Here is a 19,670-nt window from a genome sequence, read left to right as displayed (position 1 = left end):
CTGTTTCCCGCTTGGTGCGTGAAGGCCAGAGGCACGAAAACACTGTGCTTGGGCGCTCTGTAATGCGCCTCTGGTCATTCTGCTGTTAGCAGCGGCGGCTTTTTCGAACTGATCCGCGGTGGCGCACCGTTTTCAATGCGCAGGTCGATTTTGCCGTCTTTGACACCGACCTTCACATTGCCACCCTTGGCGAGTTTGCCAAACAGCAATTCCTCGGCCAGTGGCTTTTTGATTTGTTCTTGGATCACACGGCCCAAGGGGCGCGCGCCCATACGATCATCATAGCCCAAATCGGCCAAAAGTTCAGCTGCGGGTTTGGTCAGCTCGATCGTCACATTGCGATCAAGCAGCTGCGCCTCAAGTTGCAGCACGAATTTCTCAACCACCTGCAGGATTACATCTTTTGGCAGCGCGCTGAAACTGATCACCGCATCCAAGCGGTTGCGGAATTCAGGGGTGAAGGTGCGCTCAATCGCGGCGGTATCCTCACCTTCGCGGCGATCGCGACCAAATCCAATAGCCGCCTTCGCCTGTTCGGCTGCGCCTGCGTTTGAGGTCATGATCAAGACGACATTGCGGAAATCGACCGAACGTCCGTTGTGATCGGTCAACGTGCCGTGATCCATGACCTGCAACAGGATGTTGAACACATCAGGATGCGCCTTTTCGATTTCGTCCAACAACATCACGCAGTGAGGATGCTGATCCACGCCATCAGTCAGAAGTCCGCCCTGATCGAACCCGACATATCCTGGAGGGGCACCAATCAGGCGGGATACTGCGTGTTTCTCCATATATTCGGACATGTCAAAACGCAGCAACTCGACCCCAAGGGTATCTGCCAGTTGTTTGGCCACTTCGGTTTTACCCACACCTGTTGGCCCCGCGAAGAGATAGTTCCCAATGGGCTTTTCTGGTTCCCGCAGACCCGCGCGGGCCAATTTGATCGCAGAGGCCAAGGCCTCGATCGCTTTGTCTTGGCCGAACACCACGCGCTTGAGTGTTTTTTCCAAATCGCGCAGCACTTCTGCATCGTCCTTTGAGACGTTCTTTGGTGGGATGCGCGCAATTTTGGCGACCACGGCTTCGATTTCCTTTGGGCCAATGGTCTTGCGCCGCTTGCTGTCGGGCAGCAGATGCTGTGCCGCACCGGCCTCGTCAATCACGTCAATTGCTTTATCGGGTAATTTGCGGTCGTTGATATAGCGCGCCGCCAGTTCCACCGCCGTGCGGATCGCATCGGTGGTGTATTTCACATCATGGTGGCTTTCGAAATAAGGCTTCAGCCCCCGCAAAATTTTCACCGAATCCTCAACGGATGGTTCATTGACGTCAATCTTCTGGAAGCGTCGCGAGAGCGCGCGGTCTTTTTCAAAATGCTGACGGAACTCTTTATAGGTTGTCGATCCCATGCAGCGCAATTTGCCGCCCTGCAACGCGGGCTTAAGCAGGTTTGAGGCATCCATGGCCCCACCCGATGTAGCACCCGCCCCGATGACAGTATGAATTTCATCGATGAAAAGAACCGCGTCAGGATGGTCTTCCAATTCGTTGACCACGGCCTTCAGCCGTTCTTCAAAATCACCGCGATAGCGTGTGCCTGCCAAAAGCGCGCCCATGTCGAGCGAATAAATGGTGGATTTCTCCAAAACCTCAGGCGTTTCGCCCTCGACAATCTTTTTCGCCAGACCTTCGGCAATGGCGGTTTTGCCAACACCAGGATCACCGACCAAGAGCGGGTTGTTCTTGCGGCGGCGGCACAGCACTTGAATGCAGCGTTCCACCTCATCATGGCGACCTATCAGCGGGTCAACATCGCCATCATGCGCCTTTTTGTTCAGATCAACGCAATATTTGGCAAGGGCGGACTCCTTGGCATCACTACCCTCAGGCGGATTGCCACTTGTTTCAACGCCCTCGTCCATCGGATCAGTCGCGCCCGAAACAGGGCGGCTTTCCCCAAAAGACGGATCTTTCGCCACGCCATGTGCGATGAAATTCACCGCGTCATAGCGGGTCATATCCTGCTCTTGCAGGAAATAGGCTGCGTTTGACTCGCGCTCTGCGAAAATTGCGACAAGGACGTTTGCCCCTGTGACCTCGGTGCGACCCGAGGATTGCACATGGATCGCGGCGCGTTGGATCACCCGCTGGAAGGCCGCGGTCGGCACCGCCTCAGAGCCCTCGATATCTGTCTCAAGCGTGGCCAATTCTTCATCAATGAAGGTGATAAGCGTCTCGCGCAGGGCATCAATGTCTACGCTACAGGCGCGCATGACTTTGGCCGCGTCAGGCTCGTCCAACAGCGCCAGCAGAAGATGTTCCAATGTTGCCAATTCATGCTTGCGCGCATTCGCCTGCGCCAAAGCCGCATGGATGGCCTGCTCTAGGGTATTTGAAAACGACGGCACGATAAGTGCTCCTTTCGTTGCGGCCAGAGGCGCAAGCGGGTTCGACCCGCCTTCACTGAGTCTAGCCATAGCCTCATGCTATTAAGCTTCGGTTTTATTTTGCCAGTTTCAAGCTAAACTTGAAAAAAAACCTGCGATCGGCGCAAATTTGCGTGAAAATCCATCAGAACTGATCTTTGCGCTGCCTGATCTCGGCAAAGCATTCTGCGTCACTGGCATCTGTCATCTCCAAATGTGCTTTGATTTGCGGGTCTTTGGCGCGCAGGAACGGGTTTGTGTCCAATTCCATGCCAAGGCTGCTTGGCACTGTTGGCAAGCCTTTTGCGCGCGCCTCGTCAATGCGGGTGGCGCGAGCTTGGAGCGCCTTGTTTTCGGGATCGATGGTCAAGGCAAACCGCGCATTTGATTGGGTGTATTCGTGGCCAGAACAGACAAGCGTATCACGCGGAAGTGCGGTCAGTTTTGACAGGCTTTGCCACATCTGAGCGGGTGTGCCCTCAAACAGGCGACCACAGCCAAGCGCCATGAGGCTGTCAGCGGTAAAGATCACGCCCGCCTGTGGGAAATGAACGGCGATGTGCCCCACAGTATGGCCAGACACATCGTACACCGTGCCACGCAAGGCCCCGATTGCCATGACATCGCCTTCGTGCAGTGCGTGGTCAAGCGCGGGCAGCCTGTGGGCATCTGCGGCTGCCCCCCAAACGCGAATTGGGCTGTCGGTCGCCGCATGCAGATCGGGCAACCCGTCCACATGATCCCAATGGTGGTGGGTTAAGAGAACGTCTGTAATCACCCATCCGCGCCGCGCACATTCGGCGACAATGGGCGCGGCTTCTGGCACGTCTACGATCAAGGTTTGACCCGTTTCGCGCAGATGCAGCGCAAAGGCATAATTGTCCTTGAGGCAGGGGATTGTCACAATTTCAGTGGTGGGCGCGGCGGTGGTCATGGCAATCTCCTCAGCTTCGTGGCACATATGGCTCAAGACAATCGCAGCGGACTGGCTTTTGCAATGCATCTTGATGTCGTTGATTTGCGTCAATTTTACTATCGCACCGGATTGGGGCGAATTGCGCAAAAGGCCGTGCGCGATGCGATGTTGTCACTTTGGCCTAACGCAAGTGGGCAGACTGTGGTGGGCTTTGGCTTTGCTGTTCCGCTGTTGCGCCCGTATCTCGATCAATCGCGCCGCGTGATTGGCTTGATGCCGCAAGGGCAGGGTGTGATGCCTTGGCCTGCTGGGATGTCGAATGTTGCGGCCCTTTGCGAAGATGCGCGTTGGCCCTTGTCAGAAGGCATCGCAGATCGCTTGGTGATGCTGCATGGGCTTGAGACAAGCGATGATCCTGCGGCGCTCTTGGATGAAGCCGCCCGCGCGCTTGGGGCAGGGGGGCGGGCTTTGTTCATTGTGCCAAATCGCGGTGGCTTGTGGGCGCGCAGCGATGCCACGCCCTTCGGCTATGGGCGGCCCTACAGCCTCAGCCAGCTTGAGGCACAATTGCGCCACCACGGCTTTGTGCCAGAACGTCACCGTGCCGCACTTTTTGCGCCGCCAAGCCATGCGCGGTTCTGGCTCAGGTCTGCCGATATGATGGAACGCGCGGGGCGCTGGATGAGTTCGCACTACGCAGGCGGTGTGATCATGGTTGAAGCGAGTAAGCAAGTCTTTGCCCCTACAAAACGGGGTCACGCCGCACGCATGCGCAATCCCTTGCGCATCCTTGATGGTGTTCCAAGCCCTGCAACAGGCCGCGTGCGCCGCCAAAAAGGCCCCTCTATTTCGCAGATGCAGAATCGCTAAGGCGGGCCAAAAGAGGCCAACTCGGGACGTTTGCGCCTTACTTAGGGTCAAAATCGTCTCCATGCGCGCGTTTTTTTTTGGCTTCAAAGCGTCGCATCTGCAAAAAGATGTGGTTAACCTCTGAAAAACAATGATTTTGTCAAAATCATGTTTGCGCCATCGGCGGTTGCAGCAAATTAAACCCTCTGCTAAACGACCGCCAAACCTGAGGAACGGCGGCACCTTCAAGTCGCGAAGAACGAACTGCTCGGGCGTGATCCTCACGCTGCCCGAGCCAAATTGTTGAAAGGGTGGACGTGTCCGAATCGGCTTCGATCTCAACTGGCATCGCCGCGCGCTACGCGACCGCGATGTTCGACCTAGCCACCGAGGCGGCAGCGATTGATGCGCTGGCCAAAGATGTTGACGCGCTCGAAGCCGCATTGGCCGCTAGCGCAGACCTGCGCGATTTGATCTACTCCCCGATCTACCGCCGTGACGAGTCTCAGGCTGCTGTTGGCGCTGTCGCCAAGGCGATGAAATTGGGTATGGTCGCAACCAACACGCTGCAGGTCATGGCGCAAAAGCGCCGTCTCTTCGTTCTGCCGATGGTGCTGCGCGCCGTGCGCGCTCAAATCGCAGAAAGCCGTGGCGAGATGACCGCAGAGGTCGTATCTGCCAAGGCCCTGACCAAAACCCAAGCGGATAAACTGGCAAAAGCCTTGTCAGCCTCCGTGGGCAAGAAAATTAATTTGAATGCGACCGTTGATGAAAGCCTCATTGGCGGTCTTATCGTAAAGGTTGGCTCGAAGATGATCGATAGCTCGATCCGCTCCAAGCTCAACTCCCTCCAGAACACCATGAAAGAGGTCGGATAATGGCGATCCAAGCTGCAGAGATTTCCGCGATCCTGAAGGAACAGATCAAGAGTTTCGGTCAGGATGCAGAAGTGGCCGAAGTTGGCCGCGTGCTGAGTGTTGGCGATGGGATCGCCCGCGTTCACGGGCTTGATAATGTTCAAGCGGGTGAAATGGTCGAATTCCCAGGTGGAATTATGGGCATGGCCCTCAACCTTGAATCCGACAACGTAGGTGTCGTGATCTTCGGCTCTGACCGTGACATCAAAGAAGGTGACACTGTTAAGCGCACGAATTCGATCGTGGACGTTCCTGCTGGCCCAGAATTGCTTGGCCGCGTTGTAGACGGCTTGGGCAACCCACTTGATGGCAAAGGCCCGATCAAGTCGAAAGAGCGCCGCGTTGCGGACGTCAAAGCGCCTGGCATTATTCCGCGTAAATCTGTTCATGAGCCTATGGCAACAGGCCTCAAGGCTGTTGACGCGATGATCCCCATCGGCCGTGGTCAGCGCGAATTGATCATTGGCGACCGTCAGACAGGCAAAACTGCCGTGGCTTTGGACGCGATCCTGAACCAGAAAAGCTATAACGAAGCGGCTGGCAAAGACGAAAGCAAGAAGCTTTACTGCATCTATGTTGCGGTTGGCCAGAAGCGTTCGACTGTTGCGCAGTTGGTTAAGAAGCTCGAAGAGACAGGCGCGATTGAATATTCCATCGTTGTGGCGGCGACAGCTTCTGACCCTGCCCCGATGCAGTTCCTTGCGCCATATTCCGCGACCGCGATGGCCGAGTATTTCCGCGACAACGGCAAGCATGCGCTGATCATCTATGATGACCTGTCCAAGCAGGCTGTTGCTTACCGCCAGATGTCCTTGCTGCTTCGCCGTCCCCCAGGGCGTGAAGCCTATCCTGGTGACGTTTTCTACCTCCACTCTCGTTTGTTGGAGCGTTCGGCGAAGCTGAACGAAGATCTTGGTGCAGGGTCTTTGACCGCTCTGCCCGTGATTGAAACCCAAGGCGGTGACGTTTCGGCGTTTATTCCGACCAACGTGATCTCGATCACAGACGGCCAGATCTTCCTTGAAACCGACTTGTTCTATCAGGGTATTCGCCCTGCTGTGAACACAGGTCTATCCGTGTCTCGCGTGGGCTCTTCGGCCCAAACCAATGCGATGAAATCGGTGGCAGGTTCGGTGAAACTGGAACTGGCGCAGTATCGCGAAATGGCGGCCTTCGCGCAGTTTGGGTCTGACCTTGATGCGGCGACACAGCGTTTGCTGAACCGCGGCGCGCGTCTGACCGAGTTGATGAAGCAGTCACAATATGCACCGCTGACCAACGCAGAAATCGTCTGTGTGATCTTCGCGGGTATCTCTGGCTTCCTCGACAAGATCGCCGTGCGCGAAGTTGGCCGCTTTGAGCAGGGTCTGCTTCAGCATCTGCGTGGGAAGCACAAGGATGTTCTCGATTGGATCACCAATGAAGATCCAAAGATCAAAGGTGATGCAGCCGACCGACTGAAGGCAGTCATCGAAGAATTCGCCGCAGATTTCTCGTAAGGGGACGGGTTTATGCCAAGTCTCAAGGATCTGAAAACACGGATCGAGTCGGTCAAATCGACCCGCAAGATCACCAAGGCCATGCAGATGGTGGCTGCTGCAAAACTGCGCCGTGCGCAGGAAGCCGCCGAAGCTGGGCGGCCTTATGCCGAGAAAATGGCAGCGGTGATTGGCGGGCTGGCCGCTTCGGTCGGTGGGTCGGACAGTGCCCCGCGCCTTTTGGCAGGCACGGGTCAAGACCAGACACATCTGCTCGTTGTCATGACAGCCGAGCGCGGTTTGTGTGGGGGCTTTAACTCCACCATCGCGCGTCTTGCAAAAGCGCGCATTGCCGAGCTGATCGCACAGGGCAAAACTGTGAAGGTTTTGACTGTCGGCAAAAAAGGCCGTGAACAACTGCGCCGCGAATATGCAAACCTTTTGATTGGTCACGTTGACCTCTCCGAAGTGAAGCGCGTGGGTTACGAAAACGCAGCAGCCATCGCAAAGGATGTGATGGCACGCTTTGATGCGGGCGAATTTGATGTCGCCACCATCTTCTACAATCGCTTCCAGTCGGTGATTTCTCAGATCCCAACTGCGCAGCGAATCATCCCTGCTGTTTTTGAAGATGCTGCAGAAGATGTTGGGGCAGAAACGCCCTATGACTACGAACCTTCCGAAGAGGCAATCCTGTCTGATCTGCTGCCCATTGGCGTGACAACGCAGATTTTTACAGCGCTTCTCGAAAATGGGGCCTCGGAGCAAGGGGCGCGTATGTCCGCAATGGATAACGCAACCCGCAACGCAGGCGACATGATCGACAAACTGACGATTGAGTTTAACCGCTCGCGTCAGGCTGTGATCACCAATGAATTGATTGAAATTATCTCGGGCGCGGAAGCGCTCTAAGGAAACCGGAGACACGACATGGCACAAGCAGTCGGCAAAATTACTCAGGTCATCGGCGCTGTCGTTGACGTGCAGTTCGAAGATCACCTACCCGAGATCCTGAACGCGCTTGAGACCGAGAACAATGGCAAGAAACTGATCCTCGAAGTGGCGCAGCACTTGGGTGAAAACACCGTGCGCACCATCGCGATGGACGCAACCGAGGGTTTGGTGCGCGGCGCGAAAGTGACCGATATGGGCGCGCCAATCACCATTCCAGTGGGCAACGCTACATTGGGCCGCATCATGAACGTTGTGGGCGAGCCCATTGACGAAAAAGGCCCCGTGAAAGCGGATGAAACCCGCGCCATTCACCAGCCTGCGCCTGAATTCGCGGAACAGTCTACCGAGTCTGAAATCCTCGTCACAGGTATCAAGGTGATCGACCTTCTCGCGCCTTACGCGAAGGGTGGTAAAATTGGTCTGTTCGGTGGTGCGGGCGTGGGTAAAACCGTTCTCATTATGGAATTGATCAACAACATCGCCAAAGTGCACTCGGGCTTCTCGGTGTTCGCGGGCGTGGGTGAACGCACCCGTGAAGGCAATGACCTTTACCACGAGATGATCGAATCTGGCGTTATCAAGCCAGACGCGTTGAGCGAAAGCCAAGTGGCCTTGGTCTACGGACAGATGAACGAACCTCCAGGGGCGCGCGCGCGTGTGGCTTTGACGGGTCTGACCTTGGCGGAACAGTTCCGTGACCAGTCGGGCACAGACGTTCTGTTCTTCGTGGACAACATCTTCCGCTTCACGCAAGCGGGTTCTGAGGTGTCGGCGCTTTTGGGCCGTATTCCTTCTGCTGTGGGCTACCAGCCAACCCTTGCGACCGACATGGGCGCGCTGCAGGAGCGGATTACATCGACCAAAGCTGGCTCGATTACTTCGGTTCAGGCGATCTACGTTCCTGCGGACGACTTGACCGACCCTGCACCTGCAACCTCGTTTGCGCACCTTGACGCAACCACGGTTCTCAGCCGTGCGATTTCGGAATTGGGCATCTACCCTGCGGTTGACCCGCTCGACTCGACCTCGCGTCTGCTTGACCCTGCTGTCATTGGTGAGGAGCATTACAACGTGGCTCGTGACGTTCAGGGTATCCTTCAGCGTTACAAATCGCTGCAGGACATCATCGCCATCCTCGGCATGGACGAATTGAGCGAAGAAGATAAGCTGACAGTGTCTCGCGCACGTAAGATACAGCGTTTCTTGTCGCAGCCATTTGACGTGGCGAAGGTCTTCACTGGCTCTGATGGTATTCAGGTTCCATTGGAAGACACGATTGCCTCCTTTAAGGCGGTTGTTGCAGGCGAATATGACCACCTGCCAGAAGCCGCGTTCTATATGGTGGGCGGTATTGAAGACGTGAAAGCCAAGGCCGAGCGTCTGGCAGCAGAAGCAGCCTGATAGGAGGGCCGAATGGCCGAAGCGTTCAAATTTGACCTCGTCTCTCCCGAGCGCCGCTTGGCCTCGTTAGATGCGACCGAGGTGCAAATCCCTGGTGCAGGGGGTGATATGACGGCGATGGCAAACCACGCGCCTACTATCACCACTTTGCGTCCGGGTTTGCTGCAGGTCATCCATGCGGGCGGTCAGGATGATTACATCGTTCTGGGTGGCTTTGCCGAGATCAGCGCCGATAAGGTCACTGTTCTTGCAGAGCGTGCATTGCCCCGCGCGGAAGTGACTAAAGAACTCTATGCCGAAATGGTGGAAGAGTATCGCAAGGCACATGAGACTGCGAAAGAGACATTCAAAAACGAGCCTGGCCCCGTGGATGACGCGGCCAAGCTTCTGTCTGACATGGTGGCATTGGGCGATCACATCAACCTGTGATCCCCTGTCCGCTTGAGGACGAAATTTAGAAAAGGCGCGCCTTTTTTATAGGCGCGCCGTTGAGTGTGTTGTGCCAGGAAGTGGCCGCTTAACGGCCCCACATTCCGTTGGGATACAGCCCTTCATAGATCGGCACGAGGGTTTCCGTCTCAAACAGCGATGAGACGCTTGTGCCATTCCAAATGTTCAAAATTGCCTGTGCAAACATGGGCGCGGTGGGAACGATGCGAATATTGGGGCAGTTTTTGACAGCTTCGGTTGGCTCGATCGTGTCGGTCAAAACTAGGGATTTCATGACCGATTTGCTCACGCGCTCTACCGCAGGGCCAGACATCACGCCGTGGGTGATATAGGCATGCACTTCGGTTGCACCATGTTCAAGTAACACTTCGGCCGCTTTGCACAATGTGCCAGCGGTGTCGCACATATCATCCACGATCAAGCATCGCTTGCCTTCGACATTCCCGATCACGGTCATTTCAGCAACCTCACCTGGCTTTTCGCGGCGCTTGTCCACGATTGCCAAAGGCGCGCCAATACGCGTGGCAAGTTCGCGCGCACGCGCCACGCCGCCAACATCGGGCGAGATCACCATGACATCATCCACCTTGCCCTCAAATTGATGCAAGATATCCAGCGCGAAAATCGGGCTCGCATAGAGGTTGTCCACGGGGATATCGAAAAAGCCTTGGATCTGTGCGGCGTGTAAATCCATGGTCAATACGCGCTCAACGCCGCCTTCGGCAATCAGGTTCGCCACAAGTTTCGCAGAGATTGGCGTGCGCGCCTTGGTGCGGCGGTCTTGGCGGGCATATCCAAAATAGGGGATCACCGCCGTTATACGTGCAGCAGACGAGCGGCGCAGCGCGTCAGCGATAATCAACAGCTCCATCAAGTTGTCATTGGCAGGCTTCGATGTGGGCTGGACGATGAACATATCCTCGCCGCGCACGTTCTCGTAAACTTCCACGAAAATTTCTTGGTCGTTGAAACGTTCCACGCGGGCATCCACAAGACCGACTTTCATGCCGCGATGCATCGACATCCGTTTTGCAATCGTCTTGGCCAATTCGCGATTGGCGTTACCAGAAATCAGTTTTGGGTCTGAGGCGCTCATCTTTTCGCAAAGTCCTTGATCTGTGCAGGGCGCGCCCCATTTGGCGCGTTGACACCCCCTAGCACTCAGGCCAACGTGACGCAAAGCCAAAAAGGATCCGCGAAATGTCGCATATTGATTATTATTTCTCGACCATCTCTCCCTACACCTATCTCGCGGGAAAGCGACTTGAGGAGATTGCCGCTGCACATGGGGCGACCATTCGGTATCGACCTTTGGATATTATCGCCCTTTTTGCGCGCACGGGCGGCACACCACCCGCCGAACGCCACCCCGCACGGCAGGCCTATCGCCTGCAAGAACTACAGCGCCAGTCTAAGAAGACGGGGCTTGCCCTGACGCTGAAGCCTGCATTTTTCCCAACCAATTCTGCGCCTTCATCTTATGCCATTATTGCGGCCCAAAACGAAGGTGGCGGGGATTTGGCCGAACTGGTTCACGGGGTCACGCGCGCGGTGTGGCGCGAGGAAAAGAACATTGCAGAGGATGATGTGATCCGCGCTGCTCTGACGGCTGCAGGCTTTGACCCCAGCTTGGCAGATCGCGGGCTGTTATCAGGGGCCGAAGAATATGCGGCCAATCTCGAAGCCGCGGTTGAGGCAGGTGTTTTTGGCGCGCCCTTCTATGTGGTGGATGGGGTCACGCATTTCTGGGGGCAAGACCGCCTAGACGATCTTGCGCTCCATTTAGAGGGCAAGCTTTAGCCCGCCCTAAAGCAGTCCAATAGAGCTTGGACCTTGCTCTGTGAGCATGACCAATCGGTGACGAGGCGACAGAGGATCAACTCATCCTCTGGCCCCTCAAGCGTGGCGTTGAAGGGAAAGAGGTAATATTGCGCCCCCGCTGCAAAGGCGCGTTTATGGGCTGCACGGGGAAGATGCGCGAACAGCATATTGCCCGCAGGCTCATGCGCGATATGCACCCCCTCGATCTGCGCCAAACCTGCGCGCAATTCTGCCATGCGCGCATTTGCGGATTGCGCCAATCGCAGCCAGAGATCATCGAGCGTATAGGCCTCCATCTGTGCAGAGAGAAAGCGGTGCTTTGACCATAGATGTGCGCCACGCTTGCGGCGCAATTCAAATTCCCACGCCTTTTTCGGGTCGAACAGGATCACGGCCTCAACACCCATGCAGCCGTTCTTTGTGCCGCCAAAACTGACTGCATCCACACCTGCCTTCCATGTCATATCGGCAGGGCGGCAGCCAAGGGCCGCGCAGGCATTGGCCAAACGCGCGCCATCAAGATAAACGGGCAGGTCATAGGATTTTGCAACATCACTGAGCGCCTTGATCTCGCTTAGGCTATAGGCGGTGCCGACTTCGGTCATATTGGTTAGGCTCACAGGGCCGCGCTGCATGCCATGCACACCTTTGTCGCCCGTATGTGCAATGGTCTGCGTCAAGCCATCAGGGGTCATCTTGCCCCCTTCGCCTTCGACCAAGGCCAGTTTCGCGCCATTGGCATAGAATTCGGGCGCGCCGCATTCATCTTCTTCGATATGGGCGATGCGATGGCAGAAGATCGACTGCCACGGCTGCACCATCACCGACAAGGCCAAGGCATTGGCGGCTGTGCCCGTGCTGACGAGATAAACCGCCGCCTCTGGGGCCTCGAACAGGTCGCGGATGGATTGGCGCACGCGTGCCATGGCGTCATCTGCACCATAGGGCATGGCATAGCCCTCATTGGCCGCTGTAATGGCCGCAATCACATCTGGATGGGCGGGGCCTGTATTGTCGGAGGCAAAGTTCATAATCCTGGCTCCTCGATAATGTAATCTTCCCAGTCTTCTTCTGGAATGTCGAATTCGGCAACCGTGATCCCGCGCGCGGAAATCCCCGCTTGGTGCACAGTTTCAGGATCCCCTGACACCAAAGGGTGCCACCAATACAAATCCTTGCCCTCATTCAGCAATCTATAGGCGCAGGTTTCAGGCATGAAATAGGCGACATCCTTCATGCCCTCAGGGGTCAATTGGATACACTCGGGCACAAGTGTCTTTCTAATCTCATATTGTCCGCATCGGCAGGTTGCATCATCGAACAGGCGGCATGCAACCCGTGTCAGGGCCACCTCGCCCGTATCGGCATCTTCTAGCTTGTTGAGGCAACATTTCCCGCACCCATCACAGAGGTTTTCCCATTCCTGTGCCGTCATATCGGCTAAGGATTTGCGTTTCCAAAAGGGGGCTTTCTTGGTCATAACGCAGCAAGGATCTCGCGCGCCATCTGGCTGTCGCGATCCATTTGGGTGATCAAGGCCTCAAGGCTGTCGAATTTCTCCTCACCACGCAGAAACTCGACCAAACCGACAGACATATCCATGCCGTAAATGTCGCCCGAAAAATCAAAGATGAAGGTTTCGAGATTTGGCTCTTGCCCATTGAACATGGGCCGCACGCCAAGACTGGCCACGCCGTGATACTGGCCCGCATATGGCCCGCTGCGCAATTCAACCAAAACTGCATAAACGCCAAGTTTTGGAACGTGCAGACCATCCAATGACATATTGGCGGTGGGGTAGCCCAATGTGCGCCCCCGCTTCTCGCCATGGATCACCGGGCCTTCGATGCGGTGCCAGTGGCCAAGCATGTCGCGAGCTTGGCGTGGATCACCCGACCTGAGCGCGTCTCGGATAGCGGTGGATGACACGGCCACACCGCCCGAATTCAGCAGATCGACCACAGTGACATCAAACCCATAACGCGCCCCGAACGCACGCAGCATATCGGTTGTGCCTTTGCGGCCTTTGCCAAAACAGAAGTCCGCACCAACGACCAGATGCTTCAGACCCAGCCCCTCAACCACCACTTCGCGGATGAAATCTTCTGCATCAAGTGTGGAAAGGGTGCGATTGAAAGGCAGCTCATAGAGGATCTCCACCCCCATTTTCTCAAGGCGATTGGCGCGGGCTTCGGCATTCATTAGCCGAAATGGCGGGGCGTCAGGGTTAAAGAATTCGCGCGGATGCGGCTCGAAGGTCAAAACCCCTAAAGGGGCCTCATGACCGCGGGCAAGGTCGATGCAATGCGCGTGACCCAGATGCACACCATCAAAATTCCCAATGGCCACAGAGGCGCCACGGTTTTCGGGTCGGACAAATTGATGGTCACGAACGATACGCATACTGCCCGAATATCCAAGCCCGCGATCTAGAGCAAGCATCGGGTCGGTAAAAATCCTGCGCCGCTGCGAGGTTAATCGAATTTCCGTGACGGGGCGAGGACGACTGCTTCGCCTTTGAGTACAGGTTTGCCATCGATCAGGCAGCGCGTCTCAAGGGTCACACGGCGCTTTGCGTGGTCAATCGCGGTCACCTGCACCTCAGCCCGCACTTGATCACCGGGGCGAACGGGTGCCATGAATTTCAGCGTTTGACCCAAGTAAACAGTGCCATGCCCTGGCAGTTGTTCGCCAATAACGGCTGAAATCAGCCCTGCGGTCAGCATCCCATGGGCGATGCGCCCCTCAAAAATCGTGTCGCGGGCGTAATCATCGTCAAGATGAACGGGGTTTCGGTCGGTTGAGACTTCGGCGAAAAGCTCGATATCGCGGTCGCTGACAGTTTTGGTCAAATGACGGGTCATCCCCAATTCGATATCTTCGATGCAGATCGTCCCACGGGGGAGGTTATGACTCGTGTCCAACATTCAAGTCTCCAAGAGAAATGTCCTTCGCTTAGAACTGACCATAGCAAATTTCTGCAATGCAGCAACAATTAAATTAACTTAGGCACGCAAATGTTGTAATTTTGTTGCGCGACAATTTTCCCGATTAGCGTAAGAACCCAATGCTAAATGTTGGGTTTTGACCGCTATCTTTCAGATATTGAGCAAGTTTTTCTGGGTTTGGCTGATCGGTTGTCGCTGTTTCATCGCGGGCCAAACCGCCTGTGATAAACAGCGTATCAATACCTTCGCCAATGCCGCCCTGCACATCGGTAAAGATACCATCTCCAATGGCCAAGACTCGCTCGTCACTGATATCATGGCCATTTTGCACCAAGCGCCGCCGTGCCAGATCATAGATGGGGGGGTGGGGCTTCCCGAAATAAAGGCTCTCGCCGCCCATCTCTGTGTAAAGTTTCGCCACTGCGCCAGCGCAATATTCGCGGCTTTCTCCACGGTCCACCACGATGTCAGGGTTTGCGCAGAGAAGCTTGAGTCCGCCTGTTTTCGCCAAAAGCAATTGCGGGCGCAGCACATCAGGTTCGGCATGGGGATCAAACGGGCCTGTGCAAACAATCCCTTCGGCTTCGGCCACATCGACCTTGGTCAGCGTTACGGGGTTTTCGATCAGTTTCATCGGGGCGAAAAATGTGTCATCGCGCGGCTCACCAATGAAATAGACCTTCTCGCCAACTGCCCCTGTCAGCATCGCCGCCCGTGCGCTGTCGCCAGAGGTTGCGATCATGTCCCACGCATCGCGGGGAACCCCCATTGCATCCAACTGCTTGGCAATCTCGACATGGGCACGCGGGGCATTGGTGACCAAAACCACAACACCCCCTTTGGTGCGAAAGGCCTGCAGCGCTGCAATCGCGTCAGGAAAAGGGGCGATGCCATTATGCACGCAGCCCCAAAGGTCGCAAAAAAGCGCGTCATAGCGTTCGGAAATCTCGGAGAGGTGAGAGATGATCGCGGGGGCTTCTGCGCTATGGCTCATGGGGCGGGCTTTCTCTTTGAGGCTCTTCGCGCCTCTCTTACCGCGCCCTGCGATGGGATAAAAGGAAAAGGGCGGCCCCGAGGCCGCCCTTTCATCAAACTTTCATCTGATCAAAGCGCGAGGTTCGGGATGATCTGCTTTTTGCGGCTCACAATCCCTGGCAGCACGACCTGATCGGCATCGCCCACGACAATGGAGAAACTTTTCTCTGCAATTTGGCGCACCAGATCATTTGGCACCAAAAGCGTGGCTTCTTCGCGCAAAATGTCGATGACGAACAACAAAACCTGATCGGCGCCGTCCTCTTTGGCGACTGTGATCATGCTGTCCATCAGGCTTGCTTTGCGGGACAAAACCGTTGCGGGCGCAGTTGTCTCCAGAACGGAGACACGGAAGGTCTTGCCCCCCACCTCGTAGGTTTTGCTGTCCATGCGCAGCAACTCTGCATCAGAAAAGCGCGAGACATCAGATTTTGCCGTAAACATTTCGGCAGCATAATCGGGGATAGACACGTCCAGATCAGCAGCGAGGCCTTCGGCTACGGCGCGATCATGATCGGTTGTGGTCGGGGAGCGGAATTCCAACGTATCAGACAGGATGCAGGACAAGGCAGCACCTTTTGCCCAATTTGGCATTTTTGCCGCATCATCACCCATCAGGTCAATCATCAGGGTCGCTGTGCAAGCCAAGGGACGGATGGTGATATCAATCGGCCCTTTTGTCTCAAGCCCGCCCACCAATTTATGGTGGTCGATGATGGCCTGAACATCGGCTGCGTTGATCGAGGCAGGCAGTTCTGCAGGGTTGTTGGTGTCGACCACAACGCACGCCTGACCTTCTGCAACATCGTCAATAAGCCGCGGTTTTGGCAAATCCCATTTCTGCAAAACAAAGGCGGCTTCGGTGTTTGGCTCACCCAAAAGAACGGCTTCTGCCTCTACGCCCTTCACCTCATTAAGATACCATGCCCACAAAATCGGGGAGCCAGTGGAATCTGTGTCTGGCGATTTATGGCCAAAGACCAAGGTGCTCATGTCATTATCCATTTATTTTTGTGAAAACTCGCGCGCCTTATAGGGCAGGGCTTTGGCCATGTCACGGGGGACAAAGGCGGGAATTTGTCGCGGCTTTGGCTTTAATTTCCATAATTTCGGCAGGATTCTCGCGCGCAGAAAATTTTTTCGAAATTTTCCGCCTGCGGCCCGTTGACACCTCCGCATCCCCTGCCTATCTGCCTGTCGTTAGCACTCGCATAGGCTGAGTGCTAATACAGTGAAACATACGAACCTTAAGGAGTGTTCGACAGATGGCATTGAAACCACTGCATGACCGCGTGCTGGTTCGCCGCGTAGAGAGCGACGAAAAGACCAAAGGCGGTCTGATCATCCCCGATAGCGCAAAAGAGAAACCCGCAGAGGGCGAAATCGTCTCCGTTGGCGAAGGCGCACGCAAGGACTCGGGCGAGCTGATCGCAATGAGCGTCAAAGCTGGCGACCGCGTATTGTTCGGCAAATGGTCTGGCACCGAAGTCACGGTTGATGGCGAAGAACTGCTGATCATGAAGGAATCGGACATTCTCGGCATCATCGCCTGAGACCGTTCATGATCGAATTTTTAACCTGATTTCATCCAAGGAGGAGCCCTGAAATGGCTGCCAAGGAAGTCAAATTCAATACCGATGCCCGCGACCGTATGCTCAAAGGCGTCAACATCCTTGCCAATGCGGTAAAGGTGACCCTCGGCCCAAAAGGCCGCAATGTGGTTCTTGAAAAATCCTTCGGTGCACCACGCATCACCAAAGATGGTGTTTCCGTGGCGAAGGAAATCGAACTGGAAGATAAGTTCGAAAACATGGGCGCGCAGATGGTCAAAGAAGTGGCATCGCGCACCAATGACGAGGCGGGTGACGGCACCACCACTGCAACTGTTCTGGCCCAAGCCATCGTGCGCGAAGGCATGAAGTCGGTTGCGGCGGGCATGAACCCAATGGATCTGAAGCGCGGCATCGATAGCGCAGTGACGAAAGTCATCGACAGCATCAAAGCATCTGCCCGCCCTGTTGCAGATTCTGATGAAGTAGCGCAGGTCGGCACGATCTCGGCAAATGGCGAAGCGCAAATCGGCCGCATGATCGCAGACGCGATGCAGAAAGTCGGCAATGACGGCGTGATCACTGTTGAAGAGAACAAAGGCCTTGAGACCGATGTTGAGGTCGTAGAGGGCATGCAGTTCGACCGTGGTTACCTTTCGCCTTACTTCGTCACCAACCCTGACAAAATGGTTGCAGAGTTGGACGACTGCTTGATCCTGTTGCATGAGAAGAAATTGTCTTCCTTGCAGTCAATGGTTCCACTGCTCGAGTCTGTGATCCAGTCTCAGAAGCCCCTTCTGATCATCGCTGAAGATGTAGAAGGCGAAGCCTTGGCGACCCTCGTGGTCAACAAGCTGCGTGGTGGTCTGAAAATCGCTGCGGTGAAAGCACCTGGTTTTGGCGATCGCCGCAAAGCGATGCTTCAGGATATCGCCATTTTGACCGGTGGTCAGGTGATCTCCGAAGATCTTGGCATGAAGCTGGAAAGCGTTACGCTTGATATGCTCGGCTCCGCGAAGAAGGTGATGATCAAGAAAGACGACACCACCATCGTTGACGGCGCAGGCGATAAGGCCGAAATCGAAGCACGCGTTTCGCAGATCCGTCAGCAGATCGAAGAAACCTCTTCCGATTACGACAAAGAAAAACTGCAAGAGCGCGTTGCCAAATTGGCAGGCGGTGTTGCGGTTATCAAAGTCGGCGGCATGAGCGAAGTCGAAGTGAAAGAGCGCAAAGACCGCGTGGATGACGCGTTGAACGCAACCCGCGCTGCCGTTCAAGAAGGCATCGTTGTGGGCGGCGGTGTTGCCCTCGTTCAAGGTGCAAAAGCTCTGGACGGCCTGTCTGGTGAAAACGCGGATCAAGATGCAGGTATCGGCATCGTGCGCCGCGCGCTTGAAGCGCCACTGCGCCAGATTGCGGAAAACGCAGGCGTTGACGGTGCGGTTGTTGCGGGCAAAATCCGCGAATCCAAAGACGTCAAGTTTGGCTTCAACGCTCAGACCGAAGAATATGGCGACATGTTCAAATTCGGTGTGATCGACCCTGCGAAAGTGGTGCGCACTGCGCTTGAGGATGCAGCTTCTGTTGCAGGCCTCTTGATCACCACCGAAGCAATGGTGGCCGACAAGCCAAAGAAAGATGACGCACCTGCAATGCCTGACATGGGCGGCATGGGCGGCATGGGCGGCATGATGTAATCATGCCCCCAAGGCCCTGTGGCTTTGGACAAAAGAAAGGCCCGCGTCACGCGGGCCTTTTTTCATTTGGGGTAAATGAAACCGCTGCGTGTTAGTGGACGCTCACAGGTGTCAGATCATTTTGGCGCGCCACAACGAAGGCCAAGGCGCGATCTTTGACGAGGGCCAATTGCGTACCTTCCTCGGTTCCAATCGCGTAGAGCTGCTCGCGCGCACCCGCTTGGGCGCGGATTTCCGAAGGGAGGCTCGCCACATCAACGGGTCGGATATAAACGATAGGCCGCTCGGACTTGCTTTTTGGGTGTTCGGGATTGGTCATGATCTTCCCCCTTTCGTTTGCAGCGATTTAGAGGCTGCACCAGAATTCGAAATCTCAATCTTGCGCACAACGCTATCGGGCTGCAGGCGATGCAGGTCGATATGCAACAACCCATGCTCCATCGTGGCGCCTGTCACCTCCACCCCATCGGCCAAGACAAAGCTGCGCTGAAATTGCCGCCCTGCAATCCCACGATGTAAAAAGATGCGCTCCGCATCCTCATCTGATTGGCGGCCACGGATCACCAATTGGCGATCTTCTTCTGTAATTGAGAGATCTGTTTCGGCAAAGCCTGCCACCGCTAAAGTGATGCGATAAGCCGTGTCGCCGCGTTGTTCGATATTATAGGGGGGATAACCATCATTACCAGATTTCACGGTGCGTTCGACCAAACGTTCGAGTTGATCAAAGCCCAACAGAAACGGGTGCGTCCCTAGGGTTAGTTTCGTCATAAGGCACATCCTTTGATAAGCGATCTGTGCAAGCGCCAGCCCCGTAATTCGGCAACTGGATCTGCGGTAAATATGGGGGCTGCCCAGTCCCCCTGCAAGCCCTGTTTGCATCTGCCGCACGCAGGCGCGCCATTTCCTTTGCGTGGCGTGCAATGTCACAGTATGGTGCGGCACCACCCCAGATTCAGAAAGACATAAGCGCCCCATGAACGCCCCGACCGAAATGAGCCACGAAGACGTGCTGCGCATCCGCTTGGAGGTGCTCAAGCGCGAGCATCGGGATTTGGACGAGGCGATTGCCGCCCTTGAGACACGGCCAAGCCCTGATCAATTGACGCTGCGCCGTCTGAAAAAGCAGAAGCTGTCCCTCAAAGATGCGATCACCCGCATTGAGGATGAACTCACCCCTGACATCATTGCATAGCGGTTTGATCTCGCTATAGTGCGCCCT

The 19,670-nt window shown here is 55.6% G+C and carries 21 protein-coding genes; 10 read left to right on the top strand and 11 right to left on the bottom strand.

The window, feature by feature from the left end:
• Window positions 1-74 precede the first annotated feature (74 nt).
• Complete coding sequence (clpA, locus tag AAC621_RS04020; RefSeq protein WP_340256304.1) at window positions 75-2,411, bottom strand: ATP-dependent Clp protease ATP-binding subunit ClpA; 2,337 nt, start codon at window positions 2,409-2,411, stop codon at window positions 75-77.
• Window positions 2,412-2,574: 163 nt separating this feature from the next.
• Window positions 2,575-3,363, bottom strand: coding sequence for a hydroxyacylglutathione hydrolase (gene gloB, locus AAC621_RS04015; protein WP_340256301.1), 789 nt, complete (start codon window positions 3,361-3,363; stop codon window positions 2,575-2,577).
• A gap of 63 nt (window positions 3,364-3,426) precedes the next feature.
• Between gloB and AAC621_RS04010 the strand changes: the two genes are divergently transcribed.
• The 6 genes from AAC621_RS04010 to AAC621_RS03985 all read left to right on the top strand — a co-directional run bounded on the left by AAC621_RS04010 (window position 3,427) and on the right by AAC621_RS03985 (window position 9,373).
• Complete coding sequence (locus AAC621_RS04010) at window positions 3,427-4,215, top strand: methyltransferase domain-containing protein (protein WP_340252457.1); 789 nt, start codon at window positions 3,427-3,429, stop codon at window positions 4,213-4,215.
• A gap of 296 nt (window positions 4,216-4,511) precedes the next feature.
• Window positions 4,512-5,072 (top strand): F0F1 ATP synthase subunit delta, encoded by a 561-nt coding sequence (locus AAC621_RS04005; RefSeq protein ID WP_340252455.1) that lies wholly within the window; start codon window positions 4,512-4,514, stop codon window positions 5,070-5,072.
• Window positions 5,072-6,610, top strand: a complete 1,539-nt coding sequence (atpA, locus tag AAC621_RS04000) for a F0F1 ATP synthase subunit alpha (protein WP_340252453.1) — start codon at window positions 5,072-5,074, stop codon at window positions 6,608-6,610. The genes AAC621_RS04005 and atpA overlap by 1 nt, the downstream gene beginning before the upstream one ends.
• A 12-nt stretch (window positions 6,611-6,622) precedes the next feature.
• On the top strand, window positions 6,623-7,501 hold the full coding sequence (locus tag AAC621_RS03995) for a F0F1 ATP synthase subunit gamma (protein WP_340252451.1): 879 nt from the start codon (window positions 6,623-6,625) through the stop codon (window positions 7,499-7,501).
• 18 nt (window positions 7,502-7,519) lie between these two features.
• A complete protein-coding gene (gene atpD, locus AAC621_RS03990) occupies window positions 7,520-8,944 on the top strand; it encodes a F0F1 ATP synthase subunit beta (RefSeq protein WP_317656290.1) in 1,425 nt (474 codons plus the stop codon).
• A gap of 12 nt (window positions 8,945-8,956) precedes the next feature.
• The gene (locus AAC621_RS03985; protein ID WP_317656289.1) at window positions 8,957-9,373 is read left to right on the top strand and encodes a F0F1 ATP synthase subunit epsilon; all 417 of its coding nucleotides are present in this window, start codon (window positions 8,957-8,959) and stop codon (window positions 9,371-9,373) included.
• An 88-nt stretch (window positions 9,374-9,461) separates the two neighbouring features.
• On the opposite strand, the gene AAC621_RS03980 is transcribed toward AAC621_RS03985, so the two are convergent.
• Window positions 9,462-10,490, bottom strand: coding sequence for a ribose-phosphate pyrophosphokinase (locus tag AAC621_RS03980; protein ID WP_340243405.1), 1,029 nt, complete (start codon window positions 10,488-10,490; stop codon window positions 9,462-9,464).
• 104 nt (window positions 10,491-10,594) lie between these two features.
• Here AAC621_RS03980 and AAC621_RS03975 point away from each other — a divergent pair, with 104 nt between their 5' ends.
• Window positions 10,595-11,194 carry a 2-hydroxychromene-2-carboxylate isomerase gene (locus tag AAC621_RS03975; RefSeq protein ID WP_340252449.1) on the top strand — a complete coding sequence of 200 codons (600 nt, stop codon included), beginning with the start codon at window positions 10,595-10,597 and terminating at the stop codon, window positions 11,192-11,194.
• Here AAC621_RS03975 and AAC621_RS03970 read toward each other — a convergent pair.
• The 6 genes from AAC621_RS03970 to AAC621_RS03945 form a co-directional block, all read right to left on the bottom strand.
• Window positions 11,191-12,246 carry a threonine aldolase family protein gene (locus tag AAC621_RS03970; protein ID WP_340252447.1) on the bottom strand — a complete coding sequence of 352 codons (1,056 nt, stop codon included), beginning with the start codon at window positions 12,244-12,246 and terminating at the stop codon, window positions 11,191-11,193. The genes AAC621_RS03975 and AAC621_RS03970 overlap by 4 nt on opposite strands.
• Window positions 12,243-12,695, bottom strand: a complete 453-nt coding sequence (locus tag AAC621_RS03965; protein ID WP_340252445.1) for a YcgN family cysteine cluster protein — start codon at window positions 12,693-12,695, stop codon at window positions 12,243-12,245. The genes AAC621_RS03970 and AAC621_RS03965 overlap by 4 nt, the downstream gene beginning before the upstream one ends.
• A complete protein-coding gene (locus tag AAC621_RS03960; protein ID WP_340256299.1) occupies window positions 12,692-13,618 on the bottom strand; it encodes a bifunctional riboflavin kinase/FAD synthetase in 927 nt (308 codons plus the stop codon). The genes AAC621_RS03965 and AAC621_RS03960 overlap by 4 nt, the downstream gene beginning before the upstream one ends.
• A 71-nt stretch (window positions 13,619-13,689) precedes the next feature.
• On the bottom strand, window positions 13,690-14,142 hold the full coding sequence (locus AAC621_RS03955) for a MaoC family dehydratase (RefSeq protein WP_340252443.1): 453 nt from the start codon (window positions 14,140-14,142) through the stop codon (window positions 13,690-13,692).
• Window positions 14,143-14,266: 124 nt separating this feature from the next.
• On the bottom strand, window positions 14,267-15,157 hold the full coding sequence (locus tag AAC621_RS03950) for a TIGR01459 family HAD-type hydrolase (RefSeq protein WP_340252441.1): 891 nt from the start codon (window positions 15,155-15,157) through the stop codon (window positions 14,267-14,269).
• 110 nt (window positions 15,158-15,267) lie between these two features.
• The gene (locus tag AAC621_RS03945; RefSeq protein WP_340252439.1) at window positions 15,268-16,191 is read right to left on the bottom strand and encodes a manganese-dependent inorganic pyrophosphatase; all 924 of its coding nucleotides are present in this window, start codon (window positions 16,189-16,191) and stop codon (window positions 15,268-15,270) included.
• Between the two features lie 272 nt (window positions 16,192-16,463).
• Here AAC621_RS03945 and groES point away from each other — a divergent pair, with 272 nt between their 5' ends.
• Window positions 16,464-16,751, top strand: a complete 288-nt coding sequence (gene groES / locus AAC621_RS03940; protein WP_317656274.1) for a co-chaperone GroES — start codon at window positions 16,464-16,466, stop codon at window positions 16,749-16,751.
• Window positions 16,752-16,804: 53 nt separating this feature from the next.
• Complete coding sequence (gene groL, locus AAC621_RS03935; protein WP_340252437.1) at window positions 16,805-18,448, top strand: chaperonin GroEL; 1,644 nt, start codon at window positions 16,805-16,807, stop codon at window positions 18,446-18,448.
• A gap of 91 nt (window positions 18,449-18,539) precedes the next feature.
• Here groL and AAC621_RS03930 read toward each other — a convergent pair whose 3' ends face one another.
• Entirely contained in the window at window positions 18,540-18,767 is a 228-nt protein-coding gene (locus tag AAC621_RS03930) for a DUF1150 family protein (RefSeq protein WP_317656272.1), read from the bottom strand.
• Window positions 18,764-19,219, bottom strand: coding sequence for an Hsp20 family protein (locus AAC621_RS03925; protein WP_340252434.1), 456 nt, complete (start codon window positions 19,217-19,219; stop codon window positions 18,764-18,766). The genes AAC621_RS03930 and AAC621_RS03925 overlap by 4 nt, the downstream gene beginning before the upstream one ends.
• Window positions 19,220-19,424: 205 nt before the next feature.
• On the opposite strand from AAC621_RS03925, the gene AAC621_RS03920 reads away from it, so the two are divergent.
• Window positions 19,425-19,643 (top strand): YdcH family protein, encoded by a 219-nt coding sequence (locus tag AAC621_RS03920; RefSeq protein WP_317656269.1) that lies wholly within the window; start codon window positions 19,425-19,427, stop codon window positions 19,641-19,643.
• Window positions 19,644-19,670: the final 27 nt, after the last annotated feature.

Origin of the sequence: Roseobacter sp. HKCC-CH-9208 (assembly GCF_037805125.1) — a bacterium.
GTDB lineage: Bacteria > Pseudomonadota > Alphaproteobacteria > Rhodobacterales > Rhodobacteraceae > M30B80.
The sequence above is the reverse complement of the archived record's forward strand: the minus strand, read 5'-3'. Positions and strand labels throughout refer to the sequence as shown.